Genomic DNA, 24,017 nt, shown 5'->3' with positions numbered 1-24,017 from the left:
GGTCGCGGGCCATCGGATGACCTCCGGTGGCCCGCGGCCCCGCGGCGGGCCGTAAGCTGTGCTCGCTTACCTGATCAGGCGGCTGTTCGCCGCCGCTGTGATGCTCGTGGTCATCGTGATGGTGGTCTTCGGCATCTTCTTCCTCGTCCCCAAGTGGGCGGGCGTGGACATCGCCTCGAGCTTCGTGGGCAAGCAGGCCGACCCGGCTGCCGTCGAGGCCGTGCGGCAGAAGCTGGGCCTGGGCGACCCGATCTACTCCCAGGTCTGGGAGTTCTTCAAGGGCATCTTCGTCGGTCGCACCTACTCGGGCGGCGGCGACGTCACGCACTGTGCCGCGCCGTGCTTCGGCTACTCCTTCCGCAGCGAGCAGGCCGTCTGGCCGGTGCTCACCGACCGCTTCCCGGTGACCCTGGGACTGGCGCTCGGTGCCGCCGTGCTGTGGCTGGTCATCGGTGTCTCGGCGGGTGTGCTCTCCGCGCTCAAGCGGGGCACCATCTGGGACCGCGGCGCGATGGTCGTCGCGCTGGCGGGTGTCTCCCTCCCCATCTACTTCACCGGTCTGCTCAGCCTGGCCATCTTCGCCTTCGGGCTGCACTGGATCGACGCGCAGTACGTGCCGCTCGACCAGAGCTTCGGCGGCTATTTGGGCGGCATGATCCTGCCCTGGATCACCCTCGCCTTCCTGTACGCGGCGATGTACGCCCGGATCACCCGCGCCACCATGCTGGAGATCCTCGGCGAGGACTACATCCGCACTGCACGGGCGAAGGGCCTCAAGGAGCAGGTCGTCATCAGCAAGCACGCCATGCGCTCCACGATGACCCCGATCCTGACCATGCTCGGCATGGACCTCGGCGCCCTCATCGGCGGTGCCATCCTGACGGAGTCGACGTTCAACCTGCCCGGCCTCGGCCGCGCGGTGCTCGACGCCATCAAGAACCAGGACCTGCCCATCATCCTGGGCGTCACCCTGATCACTTCTCTCGCCGTGCTGCTCGCCAACCTCGTGGTGGACATCCTGTACGCCGTGATCGACCCCCGAGTGAGGCTGACATGACCGAGCTGAGCAAGAGCGGAGCCGCCCTGGGTGAGCCCATCGCCGCCTCCGCCCCGCCGACCTCCTTCCTGGAGGTGCGCGACCTCAAGGTGCACTTCCCGACCGACGACGGCCTGGTCAAGTCCGTCGACGGACTCACCTTCACGCTGGAGAAGGGCAAGACCCTCGGCATCGTGGGCGAGTCCGGCTCCGGCAAGTCGGTGACCTCGCTGGGCATCATGGGCCTGCACACCGCCGGCCAGTACGGCAAGCGCAAGGCGCAGATCTCCGGCGAGATCTGGCTGGACGGCACCGAGCTGCTCTCCGCCGACCCCGACCACGTGCGCAAGCTGCGCGGTCGCGAGATGGCGATGATCTTCCAGGACCCGCTGTCCGCGCTGCACCCGTACTACACGATCGGCAAGCAGATCGTGGAGGCGTACCGGATCCACCACGACGTCGACAAGAAGGTCGCGAAGAAGCGCGCGATCGAGATGCTCGACCGGGTGGGCATTCCGCAGCCCGACAAGCGGTTCGACAGCTATCCGCACGAGTTCTCCGGCGGTATGCGCCAGCGCGCGATGATCGCGATGTCGCTGGTCAACAACCCCGAGCTGCTCATCGCGGACGAGCCGACGACCGCCCTGGACGTGACCGTCCAGGCGCAGATCCTCGACCTGATCAGGGACCTGCAGACGGAGTTCGGCTCCGCGGTCATCATCATCACCCACGACCTGGGCGTCGTCGCCGAGCTGGCCGACGACATCCTGGTGATGTACGGCGGCCGCTGCATCGAGCGCGGTCCGGCCGAGAAGGTGTTCTACGAGCCCCGCCACCCCTACACCTGGGGACTGCTGGGTTCGATGCCGCGCCTGGACCGTGAGCAGCAGGAGCGCCTGATCCCGGTCAAGGGCTCCCCGCCCTCGCTGATCAACATCCCGTCCGGCTGCGCCTTCAACCCGCGCTGCCCGTACGCCGATGTCCCGAAGGACAACGTCACCCGCACGGTCCGGCCCGAGCTGACCGTGGTCGGCAGCCAGCACTGGGCCGCCTGCCACATGACGCAGGAGCAGCGGGAGCGGATCTGGACCGAAGAGATTGCGCCGAAGCTGTGAGCGAGGACAACGTGACCACTCCCGCGAAGAGCGACGGTGCCACCCTCATCAAGGACGCCGCCCCCGGCGAGACCCTGCTGAAGGTGACCGGGCTCCAGAAACACTTCCCGATCAAGAAAGGCCTGCTCCAGCGGCAGGTCGGCGCCGTGCACGCGGTCGACGGCCTCGACTTCGAGGTCAGGTCCGGTGAGACGCTCGGCGTCGTGGGCGAGTCCGGCTGCGGCAAGTCGACGATGGGCCGGCTCATCACCCGGCTCCTCGAACCGACCGCCGGCAAGGTCGAGTTCGAGGGCAAGGACATCACGCACCTCGGGGTGGGCGGCATGCGTCCGCTGCGCCGCGATGTGCAGATGATCTTCCAGGACCCGTACTCCTCGCTGAACCCGCGCCACACCATCGGCACGATCATCAGCGCCCCCTTCAAGCTCCAGGGCGTCACGCCTCCGGGCGGGGTCAAGGCGGAGGTCCAGCGGCTGCTGTCGGTCGTGGGCCTCAACCCCGAGCACTACAACCGCTATCCGCACGAGTTCTCCGGCGGTCAGCGTCAGCGCATCGGCATCGCCCGCGCGCTCGCCCTGAAGCCGAAGCTGGTCGTGGCGGACGAGCCGGTCTCCGCGCTCGACGTGTCGATCCAGGCCCAGGTCGTCAACCTGCTGGACGACCTCCAGCAGGAGCTCGGCCTGACGTACGTGATCATCGCGCACGACCTCTCGGTGGTGCGGCACGTCTCGGACCGGATCGCGGTGATGTACCTCGGCAAGATCGTGGAGCTCGCCGACCGCGAGTCGCTGTACCGGGCGCCGATGCACCCGTACACCAAGGCGCTCATGTCGGCGGTGCCGATCCCGGACCCGCGGCGCAAGAACACCAAGAGCGACCGCATCCTGCTCAAGGGTGACGTGCCCTCGCCGATCTCGCCGCCGAGCGGCTGCCGGTTCCACACCCGGTGCTGGAAGGCGACGGAGATCTGCAAGACGACCGAGCCCAAGCTCGTCGAGCTGAAGCCCGGTCAGCAGGTCGCCTGCCACCACCCGGAGAACTTCGAGGACCAGGCCCCGCAGGACACGGTGCTGCTGACCGTGGCCAAGGAGGCGGCCGAGCTGGTCGCCGACGAGGTGCTCGCGGAGTCGGCGGAGACGTCGGCGGCGGTGGCGGCGGAGGTCGAGGAGATCGCCGAGGCGGCGGAGGCCGCTGAGGCCGCCGAGCCCGGCACGTCCACCGAAGCCTCCGGCGCTTCCGAGGCCCCGGCGGCCTCCGCGGGTGAGAGCCAGGAGTCAACCGACAAGTAGCGCATGACGAGTTGGCAAAGTCATGTACATGCCCGAACGGGAGAGTTCAGAGTCGTCCGTGTCCGACTTATCGGCACACGCTCGCAAGGGACGACACATGAATCTCTCCCGTTCGGCACGTTTAGGGGCCCTCGCTACCGCGGCGGCCTCTTTCCTTGTCATCGCCGCCGCTCCCGCGCCAAGCCCCGGCGGGCCCGGCATAGGTGACCCCTACTTCCCGGACCTGGGCAACGGCGGCTTCGACGCCCGCCACTACGACCTCAGCGTGGCGTACAACCCGGACACCGACCGTCTCGACGGCCGTACGACCCTCACCGCCCGCGCCACCCAGAACCTCTCCTCCTTCGACCTGGACCTGCAGAAGCTGGAGGTCACGAGAGTCGAAGTGAACGGCAGACGCGCCCAGTTCACGCGCGACGGCGACGAACTGCGCGTCACCCCGCGCCAGACCCTGCGCAAGGGGCGCGACTTCGAGGTCACCGTCACCTACGGCGGGGTCCCCGAACCCCTCAGCGGGCCCATCGTGTTCGGCTCCGACTACGGGTGGATGAAGACCACCGACGGCGTCTTCGTCGCCTGCGAGCCCAACGCCGCCTCCACCTGGTTCCCCTCCAGCGACCACCCCTCGGACAAGGCCACCTACGACATCCGCATCAAGGCCCCCAAGGGCCTGACCGGCGTCTCCAACGGCCGGCTGGTGTCGACGTACGACAAGGGCGCCTCGACGTACACCCACTGGCGCGAGTCGAAGCCGATGGCGACCTATCTCGCGACGGCGACGATCGGGAAGTTCGACGTGAAGACCGGCCGGACCCCGGGCGGTATCCCGATCTACGTGGCCATCGACCCGGTGCTCGCCAACGGCAACAGCGTCGACGTGTACGCCGTCACCGCCGCCGCCACCGACTACTGGTCGCAGGTCTTCGGGCCCTACCCCTTCGAGGAGACCGGCGCGATCGTCGACGACATGCCGGAGGCGGGGTTCTCGCTGGAGGTGCAGTCCAAGCCGGTCTACTCCGCGGTGCGCAACGAGACGACGATCGTGCACGAGCTGGCCCACCAGTGGTTCGGCGACTCGGTGAGCGTGGCGCAGTGGAAGGACATCTGGCTCAACGAGGGCTTCGCCACCTACGCCCAGTGGCTGTGGGCCGAGCACCAGGGCACCCGCACCGCGCACGACTCGTTCCTGGCCGGCTACAACTCCCGCCCGGCGAACAGCGCCTTCTGGCAGACCGTCGTCGGTGACCCGCAGCGCGACACCATGTTCGCGTCCGCGGTCTACCAGCGCGGCGCGATGACCCTCCAGATGCTGCGCGAACGCATCGGTGACACCGCCTTCTTCAAGCTGCTGCCGGCCTGGACGAAGCTGCACCGCTACGGCAACGCGAACACGGCCGACTTCATCAGGCTCGCCGAGAAGGTCAGCGGACAGCAGCTCGACGACCTGTTCCAGACCTGGCTGTTCACCACAGGGAAACCCGCCCTGTAACCCTTGCATCGAAAGGGAAGCACCCCGCGGCAGGTAAGAATGTGGGGTGCTTCAGCAACTGTTCAGCCCCTCCGTCCAGCACACGCTCGACCTCGTCGGCATCTTCGTGTTCGCCATCTCCGGCGCGCTGCTCGCGGTCCGCAAGAACTTCGACGTCTTCGGCATCGCCGTGCTCGCCGAGGTCACCGCGCTGGGCGGAGGGATCTTCCGGGACGTGATCATCGGGGCGGTGCCCCCGGCCGCGTTCACGGACCTGGGGTACTTCACCACCCCGCTCTTCGCCGCGCTCCTCGTCTTCTTCCTCCACCCCCACGTCGAGCGCATCCAGCTCGGCGTGAACACCTTCGACGCGGCAGGCCTCGGCCTGTTCTGCGTCACGGGCACGACCAAGGCGTACGACTACGGGCTCAACCTCACCGCGTCGGCCGCCCTCGGCCTCGCCACCGCCGTCGGCGGCGGTGTGCTGCGCGACGTGCTCGCCAACGAGACGCCCTCGCTGCTGCGCTGGGACCGCGACCTGTACGCGGTCCCGGCGATCGTCGGCGCCGCCATCGTCGTCCTGTGCATCCGCTACGACGCCCTCAACCCGTACACCAGCGGGCTCGCGGTCGTCACCGCCTTCGTCCTGCGCCTGCTCGCGATGAGGTACCACTGGCGAGCGCCGCGTGCGTGGAACCGGCGCTCGACGGTGAGTGAGGAGTAGCGGTTCCCCAGCCGGCCCTGAGGCCGTTTCCCAGGCCCAGTTCCTCGGTCAGCCAGCGGAACGCCGGCACCACCTGCGGCCGCCACAGCGCCATGGTGTGGCCGCCCGCGCTCTTCGGGATGTACACCACGTGCACGGTCGTCGGGGCCTTCGCGATCTGTTCGAGGGCCACCCCGGCCTCGTAGCCGTCGTGCGGCTGCCCCGAGATGTAGAGCGCGATCCGGGGCGGGGTGCGGGCCCCGCGCAGCAGCAGGTAGGGGTTGTTGGCGATCCGCAGCCGCGGGTTCTGCGCGGCCAGCGAATTGCGTTCGCCGATCGGGTCGTTGTAGCCGGACATGCTGATCGCGGCTCGGTAGCGGTCGGGGTGGGCGATCGCGAGCTTGGCCGCGCAGTGGCCGCCCGCGGAGTACCCGGCCACCGCCCAGCTCGCCGGCGCGGGGGCGGCCCGGAAGTTGTCCGTCACCATCCTCGGCACGTCGACGCTGAGCCAGGTGTCGGCGTTCACCGTGCCCGTGATGTTGGCGCAGCCGGTGTCCACGCCGGCGAGCAGGTTGGTGCGCGGGGCGACCAGGATGAAGGGCGCCACTTTGCCGTCCCGCATCAGCGGCGCGAGCTGCTTCTCGGCGTGCAGGGATCCGAACCAGGCCTTCGCGGAACCGGGGTAGCCCGGCAGCAACTCGACCACGGGGAACCGGTGGTGGCGGTAGGCGGGCTGGTCGTACTGCGGCGGCAGCCAGACGTAGACCTCGGCGTTCACGCCCGACACACGGCCCTTGAGCTGGGTCTCCCGGACGCCGTCGGACAGGGGGGTGAACCGCTGCACCACCCTGGGCAGGCGCCGCAGCGCGATGCCGCCCGTGCCGTCGGCGCCGAGGTTCGCGGCCTGCTGCACATGGTCGCCCGTGCCGAGCAGGTCGGCCCAGTTGTCGTACAGGTTGTTCTCGTTGTTGACCAGCGTGAACACCAGGGCGACCGCCGTGCCCTGGGCGAACAGCACCATCAGGACGCGCGCGGCGGCGCGCAGGGCCCGTGGCCCGCGCAGCCGCGACCACAGGGCGAGCGGAAGGACGACGGCGACGACGGACAGCACGATCAGCGTGTAGAGGAACGCGGTCCCGGTAAGGCTCATGCCCCTATAGAGGCCGACCTCGCGACCCCGGTTTACGGACGAGTACGGACACTTACCAGGAAATTGCCTTGCTCTCACCGCGATGGCCCAGAGCCCGCCCAGGAGAAAAGCTACCGCTTAGTAGTTACTCATTGTACGGTTCAGACATGTCTGAAGCAGCTTCCGCGCAGGCCGTCCGGGCCACGGTCGGCGACAGCGAGTTCGACCGCGACACCGCCCCGACCCGGCGCGCGCCCGGTGTCTACGACGTCGACCTCTCCGCCGGCTGGACGGTGTTCGGCGCCCTCAACGGCGGCTATCTGCTGGCCGTCCTCGGCCGCGCGCTCGGGGACGCCCTGCCGCACGGCGACCCCTTCACGATCTCGGCGCACTACCTGAGCGCCTCCCGGCCCGGCCCCGCGGTCGTCCGCACGGACGTCGTCCGCACCGGCCGCACCCTCTCCACCGGCCAGGCCTCCCTCTTCCAGTACGACGACGAGGGCCAGGAGGTCGAGCGCATCCGCGTCCTCGCCTCCTACGGCGACCTGGACGCGCTGCCCGACGACGTCCGCACGGCGGCCGAGCCGCCGGTGTTCCCGCCGACGGAGCACTGCTTCGGCCCCGAGGACGGGCCGCCGCCACCGGCCTCCGACACCTCCACCATCGCCGAGCGGCTGATGCTCAAGCTCGACCCCGCCACCCTGGGCTGGGCGCTCGGCGCGCCTTCCGGCAAGGGCGAGATGCGGTCCTGGTTCGGGCTCGCGGACGGCCGGGACCCCGACCCGTTCGCCCTCCTGCTCGCGGTGGACGCGCTGCCGCCCACGGCCTTCGAGATCGGCCTGTCCGGCTGGGTCCCGACCGTCGAGCTGACCGTCCATGTGCGCTGCCGCCCGGCCCCCGGCCCGCTGCGCGTCTCGGTCACCACCCGCAACCTCGCCGGCGGTTTCCTGGAGGAGGACGCCGAAGTATGGGACAGCGCCGACCGGTTGGTCGCCCAGTCCCGCCAACTCGCCCGGGTCAAGCTCGGCTGAGCGGCTCCGCGGACCTCTTCTGTCACGGGCTTGTACCAGCGAGTAGCACAGGCCCGTTCGTGAAGTGCGAGGTCAGCGGCGCGAGTTGAGATCCTCTTTGCCCGATTGACAGGCCGAGGACAGTGCGGCCCCAAGGAAGGCCCAAGCGCCGCTGATTGAGTTCCCGCCTCAGGACTCCCTCATCCTCCCTGGAGCTGTTTCTCATGAACCGTGCGCGTCTCGTCCCCGCGGTGGCTCTGCTGGCGCTCGCGCCCTTCGCCCTGGCGGCCTGCGGTTCGAGCGACTCGTCGTCGTCCTCGAACAGCGGCAACTCCGGCCGGCAACAGTCCTGTCAGCGGCCCTCGGGCGCGCCGACCGGCAACGCGTCGGGCCGCCCGAGCGGGGGGCCCTCCGGCAACGCGTCACGCAATCCGTCGCGCCATCCGTCGGGCAGGCCCTCCGGCATGCCGAGCGGAGCGCCGGGCGGCGGCCAGGGCGGCGGTCCCGGCGGAGGCGGCCAGGGGGGCTGCGGCGGCGGCGCGGGCGGGGCCGGTGGTGGTGCGCCCAGTGGCGCCCCGAGCGGCGCTCCGAGCCGGCAGGCAACGAAGAGCTGACCCGAGCGGTCGTACGACAGAAGCGGCGCTCCCGGCGAACGGGGGCGCCGCTTCTGTGCGTTGAGGGCTCAGTCCAGCCAGTGCACGCGGCCGACGTTGATCAGCCGCAGCCGGCGGGTCACGATCTGGGTGGCCTGCTCCAACTCCTTCGAGGCGTCCGGGGACTCCAGCGCCTCCAGGAACAGACAGGCCGTGATCAGCATCTGGTCGACATACAGGTTGGCCAGCATGAGCAGGTCGTCGTCGCTCCAACCCGCCGCCTCCGGGTCCTTGGCGATCTCGACCTTCACCTCCTCGGCGAACCGGGCCAGTTGGTCCCGGATGGCCTCGCGCACCGGCTGGACCCCGCCGTGCCGCTCACGGGCGACGAACCGGACGTGGGCGGGGTGCGCGGCCACGTACGCGGCGATCAACTCGACGGCGCGCACGATGCGTTCGTCGCTGTCGCCGGCGGTGGACACCGTCGCGCGGACCATCGGGTGCAGGCTGCCGAGCGCCTCCTCGACCAGGGCCACGCCGAGGTCCGCGGTGGAGCGGAAGTGCCGGTAGAAGGCGGTCGGGGCGACTCCGACGGCCCGGGTGACCTCGCGCAGGCCCAGGCTGCTCAGGCTCTGCTCCGCCAGCAGGGCGAGCGCCGCGTCCAGGAGCGCCTGCCGGGTCTTCTGCTTCTGGGCCTGCCGGATGCCGAGGGTGTGACTCATGTCATCCAGTTAACAACCGTTCTCCGGAATTGAAAAGTCGCCGGGAGGGTTAGACTCTATAGTCAGTGAACAAGTGTTACTACAACCGTTCACCGAAACGAAACGAGAGACGCCACCCGGGTGTCTCGGAGGGGGATCCGTCCCATGCTGTTCCTCGTCGCCGCACTCATGCTGCTCGGTGTCGTGCTGGGCACCGTGGCCCACGCACCGCTGGCCCTGTCCGCCGCCGTGGCCGTCGGCATCGCCGTCTGGCTCGGGATCTTCGCGCTCCGTGAGCGCCACGGGCGCCGCCGGCAGACGTCGGCCCACTGATCTCCCGGCCGACCGACCGTCCCCACCGACTTCCTGGAGCTGAGCACGATGCAACTCACCGCACCGGCCGACGGCCGCACCCCCGTGCGCACCGGCCCCCGTGACGCGGACGGCATGGCCGTCGCGTCCTTCATCCTCGGCCTTCTCGGCCTGCTCGTACTGAACGTCTTCCTCGGCCCGATCGCCATCATCCTGGCCCTGGTGTCCCTGTGGCGCGGTACGGTCCGCAAGGGCCGCGCCTACCTGGGTCTGACCCTCGGCGTGGCGGACCTGGCGGTCCTCGCCCTCACCATGGCGGTCTCGAACACGATCTCCTGGAGCCTGTGAGCAGGGTTCGGGCAAGCGCGCCCCGCACGGCCGCAGTTGCCCACCGGTCGAGCCGGCCCCGGTGCCCCTCGGTTCCACGGCGGAGCCCCCCGTAGAATCGTCTTCACCATGGCATACCTCGACCACGCCGCGACCACCCCGATGCTTCCCGAGGCAGTCGAGGCGATGACGGCCCACCTGAGCATCACGGGCAACGCCTCCGCCCTCCACGCCTCCGGCCGCAAGGCCCGCCGCACGGTCGAGGAAGCCCGCGAGGCGCTCGCCGAAGCGCTCGGCGCCCGCCCCAGCGAGGTGGTCTTCACCTCCGGCGGCACCGAGGCCGACAACCTCGCGGTGAAGGGCCTGTACTGGGCCCGCCGCGACGCCGACCCGGCCCGCACCCGCGTCCTGGCCAGCCCCGTCGAGCACCACGCCGTCCTGGACGCCGTCCACTGGCTGGGCGAGCACGAGGGCGCCACCGTCGAGTACCTGCCGGTCGACTCCTACGGCCGCGTCCACCCCGAGGCCCTGCGCGAGGCGATCGCCCGCGCCCCCGGCGATGTGGCCCTGGCGACCGTGATGTGGGCCAACAACGAGATCGGGACCGTCTCGCCGGTCCGTGAACTGGCCCAGGTGGCACAGGAGTTCGGGGTCCCGCTGCACTCCGACGCGGTCCAGGCCTTCGGCCAGGTCCCGGTCGACTTCGCCGCCTCCGAACTCGCCGCGATGACGGTCTCGGGCCACAAGATCGGCGGCCCGTACGGCATCGGCGCGCTGCTCCTGGGCCGCGAGTACACCCCCGTCCCCGTCCTGCACGGCGGCGGCCAGGAGCGCCACGTCCGCTCCGGCACCCTCGACGTTCCCGCGATCGCCTCCTTCGCGGTCGCCGGACGCCTCGCCGCCGAACAGCGCGAGTGGTTCACCCGCGAGATCGGCGCCCTGCGCGACAGCCTGGTCGAGGCGGTGCGTACGGCGGTCCCGGACGCGATCCTCGGGGGCGACCCGCAGGACCGGCTGCCGGCCAACGCGCACTTCACGTTCCCCGGTTGCGAGGGCGACTCCCTGCTCCTGCTCCTCGACGCCCAGGGCATCGAGTGCTCCACCGGCTCGGCCTGCACCGCCGGTGTCGCCCAACCCAGCCATGTCCTGCTGGCCACCGGCACCGACCCGGACCTGGCCCGCGGCACCCTGCGCTTCTCCCTCGGCCACACCTCCACCGAGGCGGACGTGGAGGCGGTGGCCAAGGCGATCGGCCCGGCGGTGGAGCGTGCCCGCGCCGCCGGACTGACCTGAGAGACCGCGCTCCTCCTAGCTCTCCGTCACCATGAGGGAGGCCATCATGCCCTCGTCCTCGTGCTGCAGCAGATGGCAGTGGAGCATGTACATGTAGGTGTCGTCGGAGAAGTCCGTGAACTCCATGGCGATCTCGATGGACCCGCCGCCGACCACCTCGTAGGTGTCGTACCAGCCGAGTTGGACGCCGGTGGGTTTCTCGCCGTTGACGGAGATCAGCTGATACGGCACGTCGTGCAGGTGGAACGAGTGCTCCAGCTGGGTGGCGTTCTGGATGGTCCAGATCTCCTTCGCGCCGACCGTCGTACTGATCATCGCCATCGCGGCCATGGTCGTGCCCGCCGACCCGTTGATCAGCATGGTCGCGCCGTTCTGGCCCAGGGTGATCGTCCGGGCGGTGAAGTCGCCGGTGTCGTACCGGTCGATGGTGTTGAGGGTGCTGGGCAGGTCGGCCGGGGTGTCGGTGCCGCTCGCCGTCACCGCGAGGACGTCGTACGTGCCGCTGCCGCCGCGGATCCACCCGGTGGTGACCACGGCCTGCAGGGTGGCGTCCGCGGAGAGGTCCATGACGAACTCGGCGCGGGCGCCGGCCACCAGGCGGATCGTGGTCACCTCGGTGGCCTCGGTCAGATAGCCCTGGTCGGTGCTGATCTGCGTGAGGGTGCCGCCGTCGCCGCGCTGGATCGTGATGATGTCGGACGGCGAGGCGTTCAGGGCGCGGAACCGGGTCCGCGTCCTGGTGGCGGTGAAGGTGAGCGTGGTGTCGTCCACGTTGGTCCCGTTGAGCAGGAGGGGGAACGCGGTGGTGCTCAGCCGGTAGCCGGCCGCCTCGTACTTGATGTCCCCGTCGGTGTCCACGGCGAGGGACTGGAAGATCAGCGGGATGTCGTCGACACCGTAGTCGCCGGGCAGCGCGGCGGACGCGTCCGTGGAGTCCTCGACGATGATCATCCCGGCCAGCCCGTGCACGGCCTGCTTGGCGGTGGTGCCCAGGGCGTGCGGGTGGTACCAGAGCGTGGTCGCCTGGTCCTTGACCGTGAACGTGGGCGACCAGGTCTCGCCGTCCGCGAAGGCGACCTGCGGGCCGCCGTCCATCTTCGGCGGCACGTGGGCGCCGTGGAAGTGGACCGTGGTGTCCTCGCCGATGTCGTTGGTGATGTTGAGGACGACCTCGTTGCCGTTGGTCCACTTCAGGGTGGGGCCCAGGAAGTCCTGGTTGTAGCCCATCGTGCTGCTGGTGACCCCCGAGATCACCTCGTGCGTGCCGGTCCTGGCCTCCAGGGTGAAGGTCGTGACGCTGTCGGAGGTGGTGCCCTCCAGGAGGTCCGGGACGGTCAGGGTGGCGGTGCTGGTGGCCGCGCCCGCCTTGTTCCCCTTCGCGTCGGTCAGCAGGGAGAAGGTGGTGCCGGCCGCCGCGACCGCCGCGAGGCCCGCGGCGCCCGCCATGCCGCCGAGGAACCTGCGGCGGTGGACACCCTTGCTGCCGCCCTTGCTCGTCCTGGTGTGCTCGCCCTTGGCCCGGCCCGCCTTGCGGTGGACGCCCTTGTCGCTTCGGCCCGTGGTGGGCTCTGTGGAGTCGGTCATGGCCGGGATGTTTGACCTAAGGGCTGTGTAAGGACTGGGGCGAACTTAGGGGGCGACCGGGCAGCCTGTGCCGGAGCCGTGAGCGCGGGATCTCCGCAACTCCCTTGGAAGAAAGCCAAGTTGAAGGCGCGCAGCTCGCACCACGGGAGCGGGACGCAACGGACACATGAAGCGCGGAGGCCACACACAACATCACGATTGCATCACCGACGGAACCGGTGGTCAGGACGGTCGTTACCGGCGGTCAGGCCTGTTCGGCCCGTCGTGCGAGACCCATGTACCGGTCCCAGTCCCAGTGCGGCCCGGGGTCCGTGTGGTCCGTCCCCGGCACCTCCACGTGCCCGATGACGTGCTCCCGGTCGACGGGTATCCCGTACCGCTTGCAGATGCCCGCCGTCAGACGCGCGGAGGCCGCGTACATCGCGTCCGTGAAGTCCTGCGGGCGGTCCACGAAGCCCTCGTGCTCGATGCCCACACTGCGTTCGTTGAACTCCCTGTTGCCCGCGTGGTAGGCCACGTCCAGCTCGCGGATCATCTGTGTGACGTCCCCGTCCTTGCGGACGATGTAGTGGGCCGCGGCCTGGTGGGCGGGGTCCTGGAAGACCTTGACCGCGCTCGCGTAACTGCCCTGGGTGACATGGATGATCACCCGGTCTATCGCGTAGTCGTCCGGCCGGTCCGCCCACCGGAAGTTCGCCGACGAGGCCGCCACCCACAGCGCGCCCCTGAAGTCCACCGCGCCCTCGACCCGCGGCTTCTGGACCCCCGGCAGCCGCCACCACAGATGGGCCAGCTCACCGCGGGCCAGCACGGCCGTGCCGACCGCCGCCGCGGCCCCGCCGATCAGCAGCGCCCGCCGCCCGATGCGCCGGTCCTTGTCGCTCTCGCTCGCCCCCATGTGATCCACAACGGATACTCGCGGGCTCCGGTTCCCGCGGCCCCGTACCCTTGAAGGGCTATGACTGACATCCCGCAGCGCCCCCTCCGTGTCCTGGCCGCCATGTCCGGCGGCGTGGACTCCGCCGTCGCCGCCGCGCGCGCCGCCGAAGCCGGCCACGACGTGACCGGCGTCCACCTCGCGCTCTCCGCGAACCCGCAATCGTTCCGCACGGGCGCGCGTGGCTGTTGCACCATCGAGGACTCGCGCGACGCCCGCCGTGCCGCCGACGTCATCGGCATCCCGTTCTACGTCTGGGACCTCGCCGACCGCTTCCGCGAGGACGTGGTCGAGGACTTCGTCGCCGAGTACGAGGCGGGGCGCACCCCGAACCCGTGTCTGCGCTGCAACGAGAAGATCAAGTTCGCCGCCCTCCTCGACAAGGCGCTCGCCCTCGGCTTCGACGCCGTGTGCACCGGCCACTACGCCAAGGTGCTCGTGCACGAGGACGGCACGCGCGAGCTGCACCGCGCCTCCGACATGGCCAAGGACCAGTCCTACGTCCTCGGGGTGCTGGACGACCGGCAGTTGGCGCACGCGCTCTTCCCGCTCGGAGACACCCTCACGACCAAGGACGAGATCCGCGCCGAGGCCGAGCGGCGCGGCCTCGCGGTCGCCAAGAAGCCCGACTCGCACGACATCTGCTTCATCGCCGACGGCGACACCCAGGGCTTCCTCGCGGGCCGCCTGGGCAAGGCGGAGGGCGACATCGTCGACGAGTCCGGCGCGGTCGTCGGCTCGCACGAGGGCGCGTTCGGCTTCACCATCGGCCAGCGCAAGGGCCTGCGCATCGGCACCCCGGCCCCCGACGGCAAGCCGCGCTACGTCCTGGACATCTCGCCGGTGGACAACACGGTGACGGTCGGTCCGGCCGCCGCCCTGGACGTCAGCGCCCTCACCGCGATCAGGCCCCGCTGGTGCGGCACCGCCCCGACCGGCCCCGGCACCTACACGGCACAGCTCCGGGCCCACGGCGGCGAGACCGAGGTACGCGCCGAACTCGTCGACGGCACCCTGGAGGTCACCTTCGCGGAGCCGGTCCGCGGCGTCGCCCCCGGCCAGGCGATCGTCCTGTACGACGGCACACGGGTCGTCGGCTCCGCGACCATCGCGACGACCGCCCGGACGGCGGCGACAGCCGGCGTCAGCCGATGACCTCGACGTCGTAGAAGCAGAGGTGGTCCTTGATCTCGGCGACGTCGGACTTGGGGTCGGGGTAGGCCCACACCAGGTCCGGCGCGTCCTCCAGGGACCAGTAGGAGGCGGTGCCCTTGAAGGGGCACACGGTGTGCGACTCGGAGGGCGTGAGGAGATCCAGCCGGACGTCCTCGGCGGGGATGTAGTACCGCACCGGGGAGCCGGTCTCACGCAGGACGAGGGGCCGGTCGCTCTCGGCCAGAATCAGATCGCCGTGCACCACGCGCACGCGCTGGTCGCTCTTCTCGATGGTGATCGTGTGTCCAGTAGCCATACAGGGATGACAGCGGCGGGGGCCGCGTTGTTCCCGCCTACCCTTGCTTCATGCGAATCTGCGTCTTCCTCTCCGCCGCCGACCTCGACGACCGCTACACGCGCCCCGCGCGCGAGTTCGCGACGCTCCTGGGCAAGGGCGGTCACACGCTCGTGTGGGGCGGCTCGGACACCGGTCTGATGAAGGTGGTCGCCGACGGCGTGAAGGAGGCCGGAGGCAGGCTCGTCGGTGTCTCCGTCGACTTCCTGGCGGCGATGGTGCACCCGGGCGCCGACGAGATGGTGATCGCCAAGGACCTCGCCGAGCGCAAGAGGCTGCTCCTGGAGAAGGCCGACGCCGTGGTGATCATGGTCGGCGGCACGGGCACGCTCGACGAGGCCACCGACATCCTGGAGCTGAAGAAGCACGGCCACACCGACAAGCCGGTCGTGCTGCTCAACACCGCGGGTTTCTACGACGGTCTGAAGGAACAGTTCCGCCGCATGGAGAGCGAGGGCTTCCTGCCGCTGCCCCTGACCGACCTGGTGTTCTTCGCCGAGGAGCCGGTGGGCGCGCTCGCCTACCTGGAGGAGTCGGCCGGCACGCTGTGATGCGAGCATGGCGGTCATGGCTACCCATGTGATCACCGGAGCGGGCTCCGGCATCGGCGCGGCCGTCGCCCGCCGCCTCCACGCGCGCGGGGACGACCTCGTGCTGCACGCGCGCGACGCCGGGCGGGCGAAGGAGCTGGCGGCGGAGTTCCCCGGCGCACGGACCCTCGTCGGCGACCTGGCCGACCCCGACAAGTTGTCCTGGGCCTTCTCGCACCAGTCGCTGCCGGACCGCGTGGACGCGCTGCTGCACATCGCCGGCGTGGTCGACCTGGGCCCGGTGGGCGAGCTCACCCCCAAGTCCTGGCGCCACCAGCTCAACGTCAACCTCGTCGCGCCCGCCGAACTGACCCGCCACTTCCTGCCCCAACTCCGCGCCGCCCGCGGCCAGGTGCTCTTCGTCAACTCCGGCGCGGGACTGCGGGCGAGCGCCGACTGGTCCGCGTACGCCGCCTCCAAGCACGGGCTGAAGGCCCTCGCCGACTCGCTGCGGCACGAGGAGCACGGCAACGGCGTCCGGGTCACCTCCGTCTACCCCGGCCGCACGGCGAGCCCGATGCAGGCCAAGGTCCACCAGCAGGAGGGCAAGGAGTACGACGCGTCGCGGTGGATCGACCCGGAGTCGGTCGCGACGACCGTCCTGACAGTCCTCGACCTGCCCAGGGACGCGGAGATCACCGACCTGACGGTACGGCCGGGACCCTGACCCGTGCCGACCGATTCCGCGGGCCCGCCCGGATTCCGTAGTCTTCGCAGGTGAGTCAAAACAGCCAGTTCATGTTCGGTCCGGCCACCGGCGTCGGTTCGATGCCGGGCGAGGACGCGCGCGAGGCCGCCAAGACCGTCACCGGGTCCCTGGACGACTTCCCGTTCCTCGCCGAGCTGCCCGCCCGCGGCCCCGGCGCCGACATGATCGGGCGGACCGCGGGACTGCTCGTCGAGCTCTACGCACGCGTGGAGCCCAGCGGTTGGCGGCTCGGGGACCGCCCGGGCCGCGACACCAAGCGCGCCCAGTCCTGGCTCGGCGAAGACCTCGACGCCCTGGAGGAGTTCACGCAGGGGTACGAGGGCCCGCTGAAGGTGCAGGCCGTCGGCCCCTGGACGCTGGCCGCGGCCCTGGAGCTGCGCAACGGCGAGGCCGTGCTCTCCGACGCCGGCGCCTGCCGCGACCTCGCCGCCTCGCTCGCCGAGGGCCTGCGGGCCCACCTGGAGGAGGTCGGGCGCCGCATCCCCGGCGCCCAGGTGAGCCTCCAGCTCGACGAGCCCTCGGTCACCGCCGTCCTGCGCGGCCAGGTGCGGTCCGCCAGCGGCTACCGCACCCACCGCGCCGTGGACCGCCAGCTCGTCGAGTCCACGCTTCGCGATGTCGTCGGCGTGCACGCCGACGGGCCCGTCGTGGTCCACTCCTGCGCCCCCGACGTCCCGTTCGCCCTGCTGCGCCGGGCGGGCGCGGCGGCCGTCTCCTTCGACCTCTCGCTCCTCACCGAGCGTGACGACGACGTGATCGGTGAGGCGGTGGAAGCGGGCGCCCGGCTCTTCGCCGGTGTCGTGCCCGGCACGGACGCACGATTGTCGGACCCGGCCGGTAGCGTCATGGGTGTCAGGACGTTGTGGCGCAGGCTGGGGCTGTCGCCGGGGCTTCTCGCGGAGGCGGTCACGGTGACCCCGGCGTGCGGACTCGCGGGCGCTTCCCCGGAGTACGCGCGCAAGGCGCTCGCCCACTGCGTCCAGGCGGCGAGATCCCTCGCGGACAACCCTGAGTAACGGGAGGACAACACGGTGGCCGGCGACAAGCAAGCGGAGACGACGGTGCCCGCACAGGCACGGGAGAAGCACGCGCAACTCGCTGAGCAGATCGAGGAGCACCGCTTCCGGTACTACGTGAACGACGCCCCGGTCGTCAGCGACGCGGAGTTCGACACACTCCTGCGCTCCCTGGAGGCGTTGGAGGAGGAGTACCCGGAGCTGCGCACGCCGGACTCGCCGACGCAGAAGGTCGCGGGCGCCTACGAGACCGAGTTCACCTCGGTCGTGCACCGCTCCCGGATGCTCTCCCTCGACAACGCTTTCAGCGACGAGGAGTTGGCCGCCTGGGCCGAGCGCGTCGCCAAGGACGTCGGCACGACCGACTACCACCTGCTGTGCGAGCTGAAGGTCGACGGCCTCGCCGTCAACCTCACCTACGAGCACGGCCGTCTCACGCGCGCGGCGACCCGCGGCGACGGGCGCACGGGCGAGGACATCACGCCCAACGTCCGCACGATCGCCGAGATCCCGGACCGGCTGCACGGCGACCGGGTCCCGGACGTGGTGGAGATCCGCGGCGAGGTCTACTTCCCGATGGAGAAGTTCGAGGAGCTCAACGCCCGCCTGGTCGAGGCCGGCGACAAGCCCTTCGCCAACCCCCGCAACGCGGCGGCCGGTTCCCTGCGCCAGAAGGACCCGCGCGTCACCGCCACCCGCCCCCTGCACATGGTCGTCCACGGCATCGGCGTCCTGGAGGGCTTCGACGGCCTCACCCGCCTCTCCCAGGCCTACGACCTGCTCAAGACCTGGGGCCTGCCCACCTCCCCGCACAACAAGGTGGTCGAAGGCCTCGACGGCGTACGGGAGTTCATCGCGTACTACGGCGAGAACCGGCACTCCGTCGAGCACGAGATCGACGGCGTGGTCGTCAAGCTCGACGAGATCCCGCTCCAGGGCCGCCTCGGGTCCACCTCGCGCGCGCCGCGCTGGGCGATCGCGTACAAGTACGCGCCCGAGGAGGTCAACACCAAGCTCATCAACATCCGCGTCGGCGTGGGCCGTACGGGCCGGGTCACGCCCTACGCCCAGGTCGAGCCGGTGACGGTGGCCGGCTCGGAGGTCGAGTTCGCCACCCTGCACAACCAGGACGTGGTCAAGGCCAAGGGCGTCCTCATCGGCGACACCGTGGTGCTGCGCAAGGCCGGTGAGGTCATCCCGGAGATCCTCGGCCCGGTCGTCGACCTGCGGGACGGCAGCGAGCGGGAGTTCGTGATGCCGGCCGAGTGCCCGTCGTGCGGTACGGCGCTGCGGCCGATGAAGGAGGGCGACATCGACCTGCGGTGCCCGAACGCCCGTACCTGCAAGGCACAGTTGCGCGAGCGGGTCTTCTACCTCGCCGGTCGAAAAGCGCTCGACATCGATCACTTCGGGTATGTGGCCGCGGCCGCCCTCACCAACCCGCTGGAGCCGGCCGACCCGCCGCTGCGGAACGAGGGCGACCTGTTCGACCTCACCATCGAGCAGTTGCTGCCCATCAAGGCGTACGTCCTCGACCAGGACAGCGGGCTGCCCAAGCGGGACCCGAAGACCGGCGAGGAGAAGATCGCCACGGTCTTCGCCAACCAGCAGGGCGAGCCGAAGAAGAACGCCCTCGCGATGCTGGAGACCATCGCGGCGGCCAAGGAGAGCCCGCTCGCCCGCGTCCTCACCGGTCTGTCGATCCGGCACGTCGGCCCGGTCGCCGCCGAGGCGCTGGCGCGCAGCTTCCGCTCGATCGACCGCATCGAGCAGGCCACCGAGAAGGAGTTGTCGGACACCGACGGCGTCGGCCCGATCATCGCCGCCTCGCTCAAGGAGTGGTTCGCCGAGGACTGGCACCAGGAGATCCTCCGCAAGTGGAAGGCGGCCGGTGTCCGCATGGAGGACGAGGTCTCCGACGAGGACGAGGGGCCGCGTCCGCTCGAAGGACTGACCGTCGTGGTCACCGGCACCCTCGACCACTTCACCCGGGACGGCGCCAAGGAGGCACTCCAGCAGCGCGGAGCGAAAGTGACCGGTTCTGTTTCGAAGAAGACGGCTTTCGTGGTTGTGGGTGACAATCCTGGTTCGAAGTACGACAAGGCGATGCAGCTCAAGGTCCCCGTTCTGAACGAGGACGGCTTCACCGTCCTGCTGGAGCAAGGGCCCGAAGCGGCGGCCGAAGTCGCGCTTCCCACAGAGGAGTAGCGGTTGAAGGCCACCCGATCGGCGCATACCAGATGCATACGGGTGGCCGGGTCGCATTCGGGCAACCGTGGTCGACCGCTGCCCGTGGAAGCCTTCTGCGGCCTACTGTTGAGATGTGCGCCTGCCGTGCCCAGCTGCGGTCGGGGCAACCCCGTGCTCCTGGTGAGCAAGGGGAAGGGTATTCCGACGCGGAATCGCTGACGGATGTCGGACGGCGGACCGCGTGGCGTGGGCACCGCCGGCTGTGAGAGGGACGGGAATGGAACCGACCGAGAGCGCCGCCCCGGACTCACCGCTGCGCCGACGCCTGACCAGCGGCGTCTGGCGGGGGAGCCGCCTGGGCGGACGGTCCTCGGCACGTCCCGGCGTCGAAGGCCGCGCCGGCGGACAGTTCACCGTCCCCGACGGACGCGGCCCCGGCGACTCCTCCGCACTGCAGGACGCCGAAGCCGAACGCCAACTGTCCTGGCCCGCGCTGCCCGCGGCGGTCGTCGGATCCGCCGCCTTCGTCCTCGGCGCCGGGTTCTACCGGGCGTTCACCGACGACCACGCGCTCTTCCCGTCCGCCACCGTCGGCTGGGCCCTGGCGGTGCTGACCGGCATCATCGTCGGCCACCTGGTCATGCTCGGCCGCGCCCGCTGGTGGGGCGGCACCGGCTCGGGCGCCGCCCTGACCCTCGCCGTCCTGCTGCTGTACGGATGGGTGCCGGCCGGCATGGTCAGCCTCACCGTCGTCGTGCTGGTCGGCATAGCCCGGCGCAACCGCTGGCGCCAGGGCGTGCTGCACGGCGCGGTGGACATCCTCGGCATCGGCGCCGGCGCGCTCGTGCTGGGCGCCTTCGGACGGGTGCCGTCCGTGGAGCGGCCCTGGAACCCGGAGAGCTGGACGGTCTACACCGCCCCCCAAGTGGTCCTGGTCGCCGCCGCCTACCTCCTCGTCACCCGCGTCCTGCTCTGGTACCTGCACGCCCCGCACCACGGCGGACTGCCCACCGTCGCCCGCACCGCCCTGGTCAGACAGGGCCTGGTCGCCGTCGCCCTGCTCGGCATCGCCCCGCTGGTCTGCGTGGTCGCCGCCGCCCAGCCGGTGCTGCTCCCGCTGTTCGCCATCCCGCTGATCGCCCTCGACTCCACCCTGTGGATAGCCCGCGCCCGCGCCGAGGAGCAGCTGCGCGACCCGCTGACCGGGCTGCCCAACCGCCAGTGGCTCCTGGAGCGCATCTGGACCGCGCTGGACGACGCCGAGCGCATCGGCGCCCGCGCCGCCCTGATGCTCATAGACCTGGACCGCTTCCGGTCCGTCAACGACACCCTGGGCCATCTCGCCGGTGACCGCCTCCTGTTGCAGATAGCGGACCGGCTGCAAGTGGCGCTGCCCCGCGGCGCCGAGGCCGCCCGGCTCGGCGGCGACGAGTTCGCCGTCCTCCTGCCGGTCGCCGACTCCACGACGTCCGCGACCCGCGTCGCCCGCAACCTCGTCGCCGCCCTCTCCTCCCCGCTCGACCTCGACGGGCTCACCCTCGTCCTGGAGGCCAGCGCGGGCGTCGCCGTCTTCCCCGACCACGCGCTGGACGCCGAGGGGCTGCTGCGGCGGGCGGACGTGGCGATGTACCAGGCCAAGCGGGACCGTACGGGCGTCGAGGTCTACGAGTCCAAGCGGGACTCCAACACCCCGGACCGGCTCGGCCTCCTGGGCGATCTGCGCCGCGCCCTGGACGCGCACGAGGTGCAGCTGCACTACCAGCCCAAGGTCCGCTTCGACGGTCAGGTGGCCGGCTTGGAGGCCCTCGTCCGCTGGGTGCATCCCGAGCGCGGGAAGGTGCCGCCGGACGAGTTCATAGCGATCGCCGAGTCGTCGGGGCTGATGCCCCATCTCACGGAGTACGTGCTGGACACGGCGCTCGCGCAGGTCGCCAAGTGGCGGGCGCAGGGACTGTTCGTGCCGGTGGCCGTCAATGTCTCGCCGCGTGACGTCCACACCCCGGGGTTCGCCGGATCGGTCGCCGCACGCCTTGCCCGGCACGGGGTCCCGGCGGGCTCGCTCCAACTGGAGATAACCGAACACGTCCTCCTCGAGGACCCGCAGCGGGCCGCCGACACCCTCGCCGGTCTGACCGGACACGGCGTGAAGATGTCGCTGGACGACTTCGGCACCGGCTACTCCTCGTTGGTGCATCTGCGCCGGCTCCCGGTCAGCGAACTGAAGATCGACCGTTCCTTCGTGGCCCGGCTGGCCTACGACACCGAGGACGCGGAGATCGTGCGCTGCACGGTCGACCTCGCGCACTCCCTCGGTCTGCTGGTCGTCGCCGAGGGCGTCGAGGACGACGAGACCTGGGAACGCCTGCGCGACCTGGGCTGCGACGCCGTACAGGGCTGGCTGGTGGCGGCGGCGATGCCGTCGGAGGAGACGACGGCGTGGCTGCTGGCGCGAGGGTCGAGGGGCTGGCAGCGCCCGAGGGCGGCGCTTCCGGCGGCGGAGGCCGCAGAGTGACCTGAGCGGCAGCGCCCGTAAGGGGCGCGAGGAACTGCGCGCTCAGCCCCGATGTCCCCGCAGACACCCGACGACCCGTTGTGCAGCCTCCGACGCCGGCGCCGGGGAAACCGTTTAACGGCCAGAGGCACTCGCCCCATAGGATTGGCGGCAAAGCAAACCGTACTCACCCCAGAGGAACGCCGCATGCCTGGCATCACGCGCGAGGAGGTCGCCCACCTCGCCCGGCTGGCGCGTCTGGAGCTGAAGCCCGAAGAGCTCGACCACTTCGCGGGACAGCTGGACGACATCATCGGCGCGGTCGCCCGCGTCAGCGAGGTCGCCGACCAAGACGTACCGCCGACCTCCCACCCGCTGCCGCTGACGAACGTCATGCGCGCGGACGAGGTCCGTCCCTCGCTCACCCCCGAGCAGGCGCTGTCCGGCGCCCCGGCCCAGGAGCAGCAGCGTTTCAAGGTGCCGCAGATCCTGGGGGAGGACTAATCACCATGACGGACCACAGCAGCATCATCCGGCTGACCGCCGCCGAGACCGCCGCGAACATCGCGTCCGGCGTGCTCACCGCCGTCGAGGTCACCGAGGCCCACCTCGCCCGCATCGAGGAGGTCGACGCGAAGGTGCACGCCTTCCTGCACGTCGACCGCGAGGGCGCCCTCGCGCAGGCCCGTGCCGTCGACGCGAAGCGGGCCAGGGGCGAGCAGCTCGGCCCGCTGGCCGGCGTACCGCTCGCGCTCAAGGACATCTTCACCACCGAGGGCATCCCGACGACCGTCGGCTCCAAGATCCTCGAAGGCTGGATCCCGCCGTACGACGCGACCGTCACCAAGCGGCTGAAGGCCGCCGACGTCGTCATCCTCGGCAAGACCAACATGGACGAGTTCGCCATGGGGTCGAGTACCGAGAACAGCGCGTACGGGCCCACCGGCAACCCCTGGGACCTGACCAAGATCCCCGGCGGCTCCGGCGGTGGCTCGTCCGCCGCGCTCGCCTCCTTCCAGGCGCCCCTCGCCATCGGCACCGACACCGGCGGCTCGATCCGCCAGCCGGCCGCCGTCACCGGCACGGTCGGCGTCAAGCCGACGTACGGCGCGGTCTCCCGCTACGGCATGGTCGCCTTCTCCAGCTCCCTCGACCAGGGCGGCCCGTGCGCCCGTACGGTCCTGGACGCGGCGCTCCTGCACGAGGTCATCGCCGGCCACGACCCGCTCGACTCCACCTCGATCGACGCCCCGGTCCCGCCGGTCGTCGAGGCCGCCCGCAACGGCAGCGTCGAGGGCATGCGCGTCGGCGTCGTCAAGCAGTTCCGCGGCGAGGGCTACCAGGCCGGTGTCATCCAGCGCTTCGACGAGTCCGTCGCCCTCCTCAAGGAGCTGGGCGCCGAGATCGTCGAGCTGGACTGCCCGTCCTTCGACCTCGCCCTGTCGGCGTACTACCTCATCGCGCCCTCCGAGTGCTCCTCCAACCTCGCCCGCTTCGACGGCCTGCGCTACGGCCTCCGTGTGGGCGACGACGGCACCCACTCGGCCGAGGAGGTCACCTCCCTCACCCGTGAGGCGGGCTTCGGACCCGAGGTCAAGCGGCGCATCATGCTCGGCACCTACGCGCTGTCGAGCGGCTACTACGACGCCTACTACGGCTCGGCCCAGAAGGTCCGCACGCTCATCACGCGGGACTTCGAGAAGGCCTTCGAGCAGGTGGACGTCATCGTGTCGCCGACGACGCCGACCACCGCCTTCGCGATCGGCGAGCGCGCCGACGACCCGATGGCGATGTACCTGGCCGACCTGTGCACCATCCCGACCAACCTCGCGGGCAACTCGGCCATGTCGCTGCCCTGCGGTCTCGCGCCGGAGGACAACCTCCCGGTCGGGCTGCAGATCATCGCCCCGGCGCTGAAGGACGACCGGCTTTACAAGGTCGGCGCCGCCGTCGAGGCCGCCTTCGTGGAAAGGTGGGGTCACCCGCTGATCGAGGAGGCTCCGTCGCTGTGAGT

At 70.6% G+C, this 24,017-nt stretch carries 23 protein-coding genes; 18 read left to right on the top strand and 5 right to left on the bottom strand.

Features of this window, described 5'->3' with window-relative positions:
• Nucleotides 1-58 precede the first annotated feature (58 nt).
• From ACIQI8_RS18565 to ACIQI8_RS18545, 5 genes are all read left to right on the top strand, one after another.
• Nucleotides 59-1,057 (top strand): ABC transporter permease, encoded by a 999-nt coding sequence (locus ACIQI8_RS18565; protein ID WP_402351322.1) that lies wholly within the window; start codon nucleotides 59-61, stop codon nucleotides 1,055-1,057.
• Nucleotides 1,054-2,151, top strand: coding sequence for an ABC transporter ATP-binding protein (locus tag ACIQI8_RS18560; protein ID WP_402351319.1), 1,098 nt, complete (start codon nucleotides 1,054-1,056; stop codon nucleotides 2,149-2,151). Before ACIQI8_RS18565 ends, ACIQI8_RS18560 begins: the two co-directional genes overlap by 4 nt.
• On the top strand, nucleotides 2,148-3,440 hold the full coding sequence (locus ACIQI8_RS18555; RefSeq protein ID WP_402351316.1) for an ABC transporter ATP-binding protein: 1,293 nt from the start codon (nucleotides 2,148-2,150) through the stop codon (nucleotides 3,438-3,440). The genes ACIQI8_RS18560 and ACIQI8_RS18555 overlap by 4 nt, the downstream gene beginning before the upstream one ends.
• A 97-nt stretch (nucleotides 3,441-3,537) precedes the next feature.
• The gene (locus tag ACIQI8_RS18550) at nucleotides 3,538-4,929 is read left to right on the top strand and encodes a M1 family metallopeptidase (protein ID WP_402351313.1); all 1,392 of its coding nucleotides are present in this window, start codon (nucleotides 3,538-3,540) and stop codon (nucleotides 4,927-4,929) included.
• Between the two features lie 46 nt (nucleotides 4,930-4,975).
• Complete coding sequence (locus ACIQI8_RS18545; RefSeq protein ID WP_402351310.1) at nucleotides 4,976-5,632, top strand: trimeric intracellular cation channel family protein; 657 nt, start codon at nucleotides 4,976-4,978, stop codon at nucleotides 5,630-5,632.
• On the opposite strand, the gene ACIQI8_RS18540 is transcribed toward ACIQI8_RS18545, so the two are convergent.
• Nucleotides 5,541-6,761 (bottom strand): alpha/beta hydrolase, encoded by a 1,221-nt coding sequence (locus ACIQI8_RS18540; RefSeq protein WP_402351307.1) that lies wholly within the window; start codon nucleotides 6,759-6,761, stop codon nucleotides 5,541-5,543. The two genes, ACIQI8_RS18545 and ACIQI8_RS18540, sit on opposite strands and share 92 nt — an antisense overlap.
• A 146-nt stretch (nucleotides 6,762-6,907) precedes the next feature.
• Between ACIQI8_RS18540 and ACIQI8_RS18535 the strand changes: the two genes are divergently transcribed.
• Together ACIQI8_RS18535 and ACIQI8_RS18530 are read left to right on the top strand one after the other, a co-directional pair.
• On the top strand, nucleotides 6,908-7,771 hold the full coding sequence (locus tag ACIQI8_RS18535; protein ID WP_402351304.1) for a thioesterase family protein: 864 nt from the start codon (nucleotides 6,908-6,910) through the stop codon (nucleotides 7,769-7,771).
• A 203-nt stretch (nucleotides 7,772-7,974) separates the two neighbouring features.
• A complete protein-coding gene (locus ACIQI8_RS18530; protein ID WP_402351302.1) occupies nucleotides 7,975-8,364 on the top strand; it encodes a hypothetical protein in 390 nt (129 codons plus the stop codon).
• A 68-nt stretch (nucleotides 8,365-8,432) separates the two neighbouring features.
• On the opposite strand, the gene ACIQI8_RS18525 is transcribed toward ACIQI8_RS18530, so the two are convergent.
• Nucleotides 8,433-9,065 carry a TetR family transcriptional regulator gene (locus ACIQI8_RS18525; protein ID WP_402351299.1) on the bottom strand — a complete coding sequence of 211 codons (633 nt, stop codon included), beginning with the start codon at nucleotides 9,063-9,065 and terminating at the stop codon, nucleotides 8,433-8,435.
• Between the two features lie 144 nt (nucleotides 9,066-9,209).
• Here ACIQI8_RS18525 and ACIQI8_RS18520 point away from each other — a divergent pair, with 144 nt between their 5' ends.
• The 3 genes from ACIQI8_RS18520 (at nucleotide 9,210) to ACIQI8_RS18510 (ending at nucleotide 10,976) form a co-directional block, all read left to right on the top strand.
• Entirely contained in the window at nucleotides 9,210-9,377 is a 168-nt protein-coding gene (locus ACIQI8_RS18520; RefSeq protein WP_402351296.1) for a hypothetical protein, read from the top strand.
• Between the two features lie 48 nt (nucleotides 9,378-9,425).
• Nucleotides 9,426-9,704, top strand: a complete 279-nt coding sequence (locus ACIQI8_RS18515) for a DUF4190 domain-containing protein (RefSeq protein ID WP_402351293.1) — start codon at nucleotides 9,426-9,428, stop codon at nucleotides 9,702-9,704.
• Nucleotides 9,705-9,812: 108 nt separating this feature from the next.
• A complete protein-coding gene (locus tag ACIQI8_RS18510) occupies nucleotides 9,813-10,976 on the top strand; it encodes a cysteine desulfurase family protein (RefSeq protein ID WP_402351290.1) in 1,164 nt (387 codons plus the stop codon).
• 15 nt (nucleotides 10,977-10,991) lie between these two features.
• Here the strand turns inward: ACIQI8_RS18510 and ACIQI8_RS18505 are convergent, their stop codons facing one another.
• A complete protein-coding gene (locus tag ACIQI8_RS18505) occupies nucleotides 10,992-12,560 on the bottom strand; it encodes a multicopper oxidase family protein (RefSeq protein ID WP_402351287.1) in 1,569 nt (522 codons plus the stop codon).
• A gap of 244 nt (nucleotides 12,561-12,804) precedes the next feature.
• The gene (locus tag ACIQI8_RS18500) at nucleotides 12,805-13,458 is read right to left on the bottom strand and encodes an N-acetylmuramoyl-L-alanine amidase (protein ID WP_402351284.1); all 654 of its coding nucleotides are present in this window, start codon (nucleotides 13,456-13,458) and stop codon (nucleotides 12,805-12,807) included.
• A gap of 60 nt (nucleotides 13,459-13,518) precedes the next feature.
• Here ACIQI8_RS18500 and mnmA point away from each other — a divergent pair, with 60 nt between their 5' ends.
• Nucleotides 13,519-14,652, top strand: a complete 1,134-nt coding sequence (gene mnmA, locus ACIQI8_RS18495) for a tRNA 2-thiouridine(34) synthase MnmA (protein ID WP_402351281.1) — start codon at nucleotides 13,519-13,521, stop codon at nucleotides 14,650-14,652.
• Here the strand turns inward: mnmA and ACIQI8_RS18490 are convergent.
• Complete coding sequence (locus ACIQI8_RS18490; RefSeq protein ID WP_402351278.1) at nucleotides 14,642-14,968, bottom strand: DUF427 domain-containing protein; 327 nt, start codon at nucleotides 14,966-14,968, stop codon at nucleotides 14,642-14,644. The genes mnmA and ACIQI8_RS18490 overlap by 11 nt on opposite strands.
• Before the next feature lie 50 nt (nucleotides 14,969-15,018).
• On the opposite strand from ACIQI8_RS18490, the gene ACIQI8_RS18485 reads away from it, so the two are divergent.
• The 7 genes from ACIQI8_RS18485 (at nucleotide 15,019) to gatA (ending at nucleotide 24,015) form a co-directional block, all read left to right on the top strand.
• Entirely contained in the window at nucleotides 15,019-15,558 is a 540-nt protein-coding gene (locus ACIQI8_RS18485) for a TIGR00730 family Rossman fold protein (RefSeq protein WP_402351275.1), read from the top strand.
• A 7-nt stretch (nucleotides 15,559-15,565) separates the two neighbouring features.
• Nucleotides 15,566-16,264, top strand: coding sequence for an SDR family oxidoreductase (locus ACIQI8_RS18480; protein ID WP_402351272.1), 699 nt, complete (start codon nucleotides 15,566-15,568; stop codon nucleotides 16,262-16,264).
• A gap of 50 nt (nucleotides 16,265-16,314) precedes the next feature.
• Nucleotides 16,315-17,322 (top strand): methionine synthase, encoded by a 1,008-nt coding sequence (locus tag ACIQI8_RS18475; protein ID WP_402351269.1) that lies wholly within the window; start codon nucleotides 16,315-16,317, stop codon nucleotides 17,320-17,322.
• Between the two features lie 15 nt (nucleotides 17,323-17,337).
• Nucleotides 17,338-19,530, top strand: coding sequence for an NAD-dependent DNA ligase LigA (ligA, locus tag ACIQI8_RS18470; RefSeq protein WP_402351266.1), 2,193 nt, complete (start codon nucleotides 17,338-17,340; stop codon nucleotides 19,528-19,530).
• A gap of 259 nt (nucleotides 19,531-19,789) precedes the next feature.
• Nucleotides 19,790-22,024, top strand: a complete 2,235-nt coding sequence (locus tag ACIQI8_RS18465) for a putative bifunctional diguanylate cyclase/phosphodiesterase (protein WP_402351263.1) — start codon at nucleotides 19,790-19,792, stop codon at nucleotides 22,022-22,024.
• Nucleotides 22,025-22,210: 186 nt separating this feature from the next.
• On the top strand, nucleotides 22,211-22,507 hold the full coding sequence (gene gatC / locus ACIQI8_RS18460) for an Asp-tRNA(Asn)/Glu-tRNA(Gln) amidotransferase subunit GatC (protein ID WP_018531282.1): 297 nt from the start codon (nucleotides 22,211-22,213) through the stop codon (nucleotides 22,505-22,507).
• A 5-nt stretch (nucleotides 22,508-22,512) separates the two neighbouring features.
• Nucleotides 22,513-24,015, top strand: a complete 1,503-nt coding sequence (gene gatA / locus ACIQI8_RS18455) for an Asp-tRNA(Asn)/Glu-tRNA(Gln) amidotransferase subunit GatA (RefSeq protein ID WP_402351259.1) — start codon at nucleotides 22,513-22,515, stop codon at nucleotides 24,013-24,015.
• Nucleotides 24,016-24,017: the final 2 nt, after the last annotated feature.

Source organism: Streptomyces sp. NPDC092369 (assembly GCF_044755245.1).
Taxonomy (GTDB): Bacteria; Actinomycetota; Actinomycetes; order Streptomycetales; family Streptomycetaceae; genus Streptomyces.
This window is presented reverse-complemented; position numbering and strand designations above follow the sequence as displayed.

Bases quoted from the DNA above. Each gene is read 5' to 3' on its own strand.
- ACIQI8_RS18560 (WP_402351319.1), top strand. From the start codon at position 1,054: ATGACCGAGCTGAGCAAGAGCGGAGCCGCCCTGGGTGAGCCCATCGCC.
- ACIQI8_RS18520 (WP_402351296.1), top strand. From the start codon at position 9,210: ATGCTGTTCCTCGTCGCCGCACTCATGCTGCTCGGTGTCGTGCTGGGC.
- mnmA (WP_402351281.1), top strand. From the start codon at position 13,519: ATGACTGACATCCCGCAGCGCCCCCTCCGTGTCCTGGCCGCCATGTCC.
- ACIQI8_RS18550 (WP_402351313.1), top strand. From the start codon at position 3,538: ATGAATCTCTCCCGTTCGGCACGTTTAGGGGCCCTCGCTACCGCGGCG.
- ACIQI8_RS18525 (WP_402351299.1), bottom strand. From the start codon at position 9,065: ATGAGTCACACCCTCGGCATCCGGCAGGCCCAGAAGCAGAAGACCCGG.
- ACIQI8_RS18480 (WP_402351272.1), top strand. From the start codon at position 15,566: ATGGCGGTCATGGCTACCCATGTGATCACCGGAGCGGGCTCCGGCATC.
- ACIQI8_RS18490 (WP_402351278.1), bottom strand. From the start codon at position 14,968: ATGGCTACTGGACACACGATCACCATCGAGAAGAGCGACCAGCGCGTG.
- gatC (WP_018531282.1), top strand. From the start codon at position 22,211: ATGCCTGGCATCACGCGCGAGGAGGTCGCCCACCTCGCCCGGCTGGCG.
- ACIQI8_RS18505 (WP_402351287.1), bottom strand. From the start codon at position 12,560: ATGACCGACTCCACAGAGCCCACCACGGGCCGAAGCGACAAGGGCGTC.
- ACIQI8_RS18510 (WP_402351290.1), top strand. From the start codon at position 9,813: ATGGCATACCTCGACCACGCCGCGACCACCCCGATGCTTCCCGAGGCA.
- ACIQI8_RS18465 (WP_402351263.1), top strand. From the start codon at position 19,790: ATGGAACCGACCGAGAGCGCCGCCCCGGACTCACCGCTGCGCCGACGC.
- ACIQI8_RS18500 (WP_402351284.1), bottom strand. From the start codon at position 13,458: ATGGGGGCGAGCGAGAGCGACAAGGACCGGCGCATCGGGCGGCGGGCG.
- gatA (WP_402351259.1), top strand. From the start codon at position 22,513: ATGACGGACCACAGCAGCATCATCCGGCTGACCGCCGCCGAGACCGCC.
- ACIQI8_RS18530 (WP_402351302.1), top strand. From the start codon at position 7,975: ATGAACCGTGCGCGTCTCGTCCCCGCGGTGGCTCTGCTGGCGCTCGCG.
- ACIQI8_RS18515 (WP_402351293.1), top strand. From the start codon at position 9,426: ATGCAACTCACCGCACCGGCCGACGGCCGCACCCCCGTGCGCACCGGC.
- ACIQI8_RS18535 (WP_402351304.1), top strand. From the start codon at position 6,908: ATGTCTGAAGCAGCTTCCGCGCAGGCCGTCCGGGCCACGGTCGGCGAC.
- ACIQI8_RS18485 (WP_402351275.1), top strand. From the start codon at position 15,019: ATGCGAATCTGCGTCTTCCTCTCCGCCGCCGACCTCGACGACCGCTAC.
- ACIQI8_RS18540 (WP_402351307.1), bottom strand. From the start codon at position 6,761: ATGAGCCTTACCGGGACCGCGTTCCTCTACACGCTGATCGTGCTGTCC.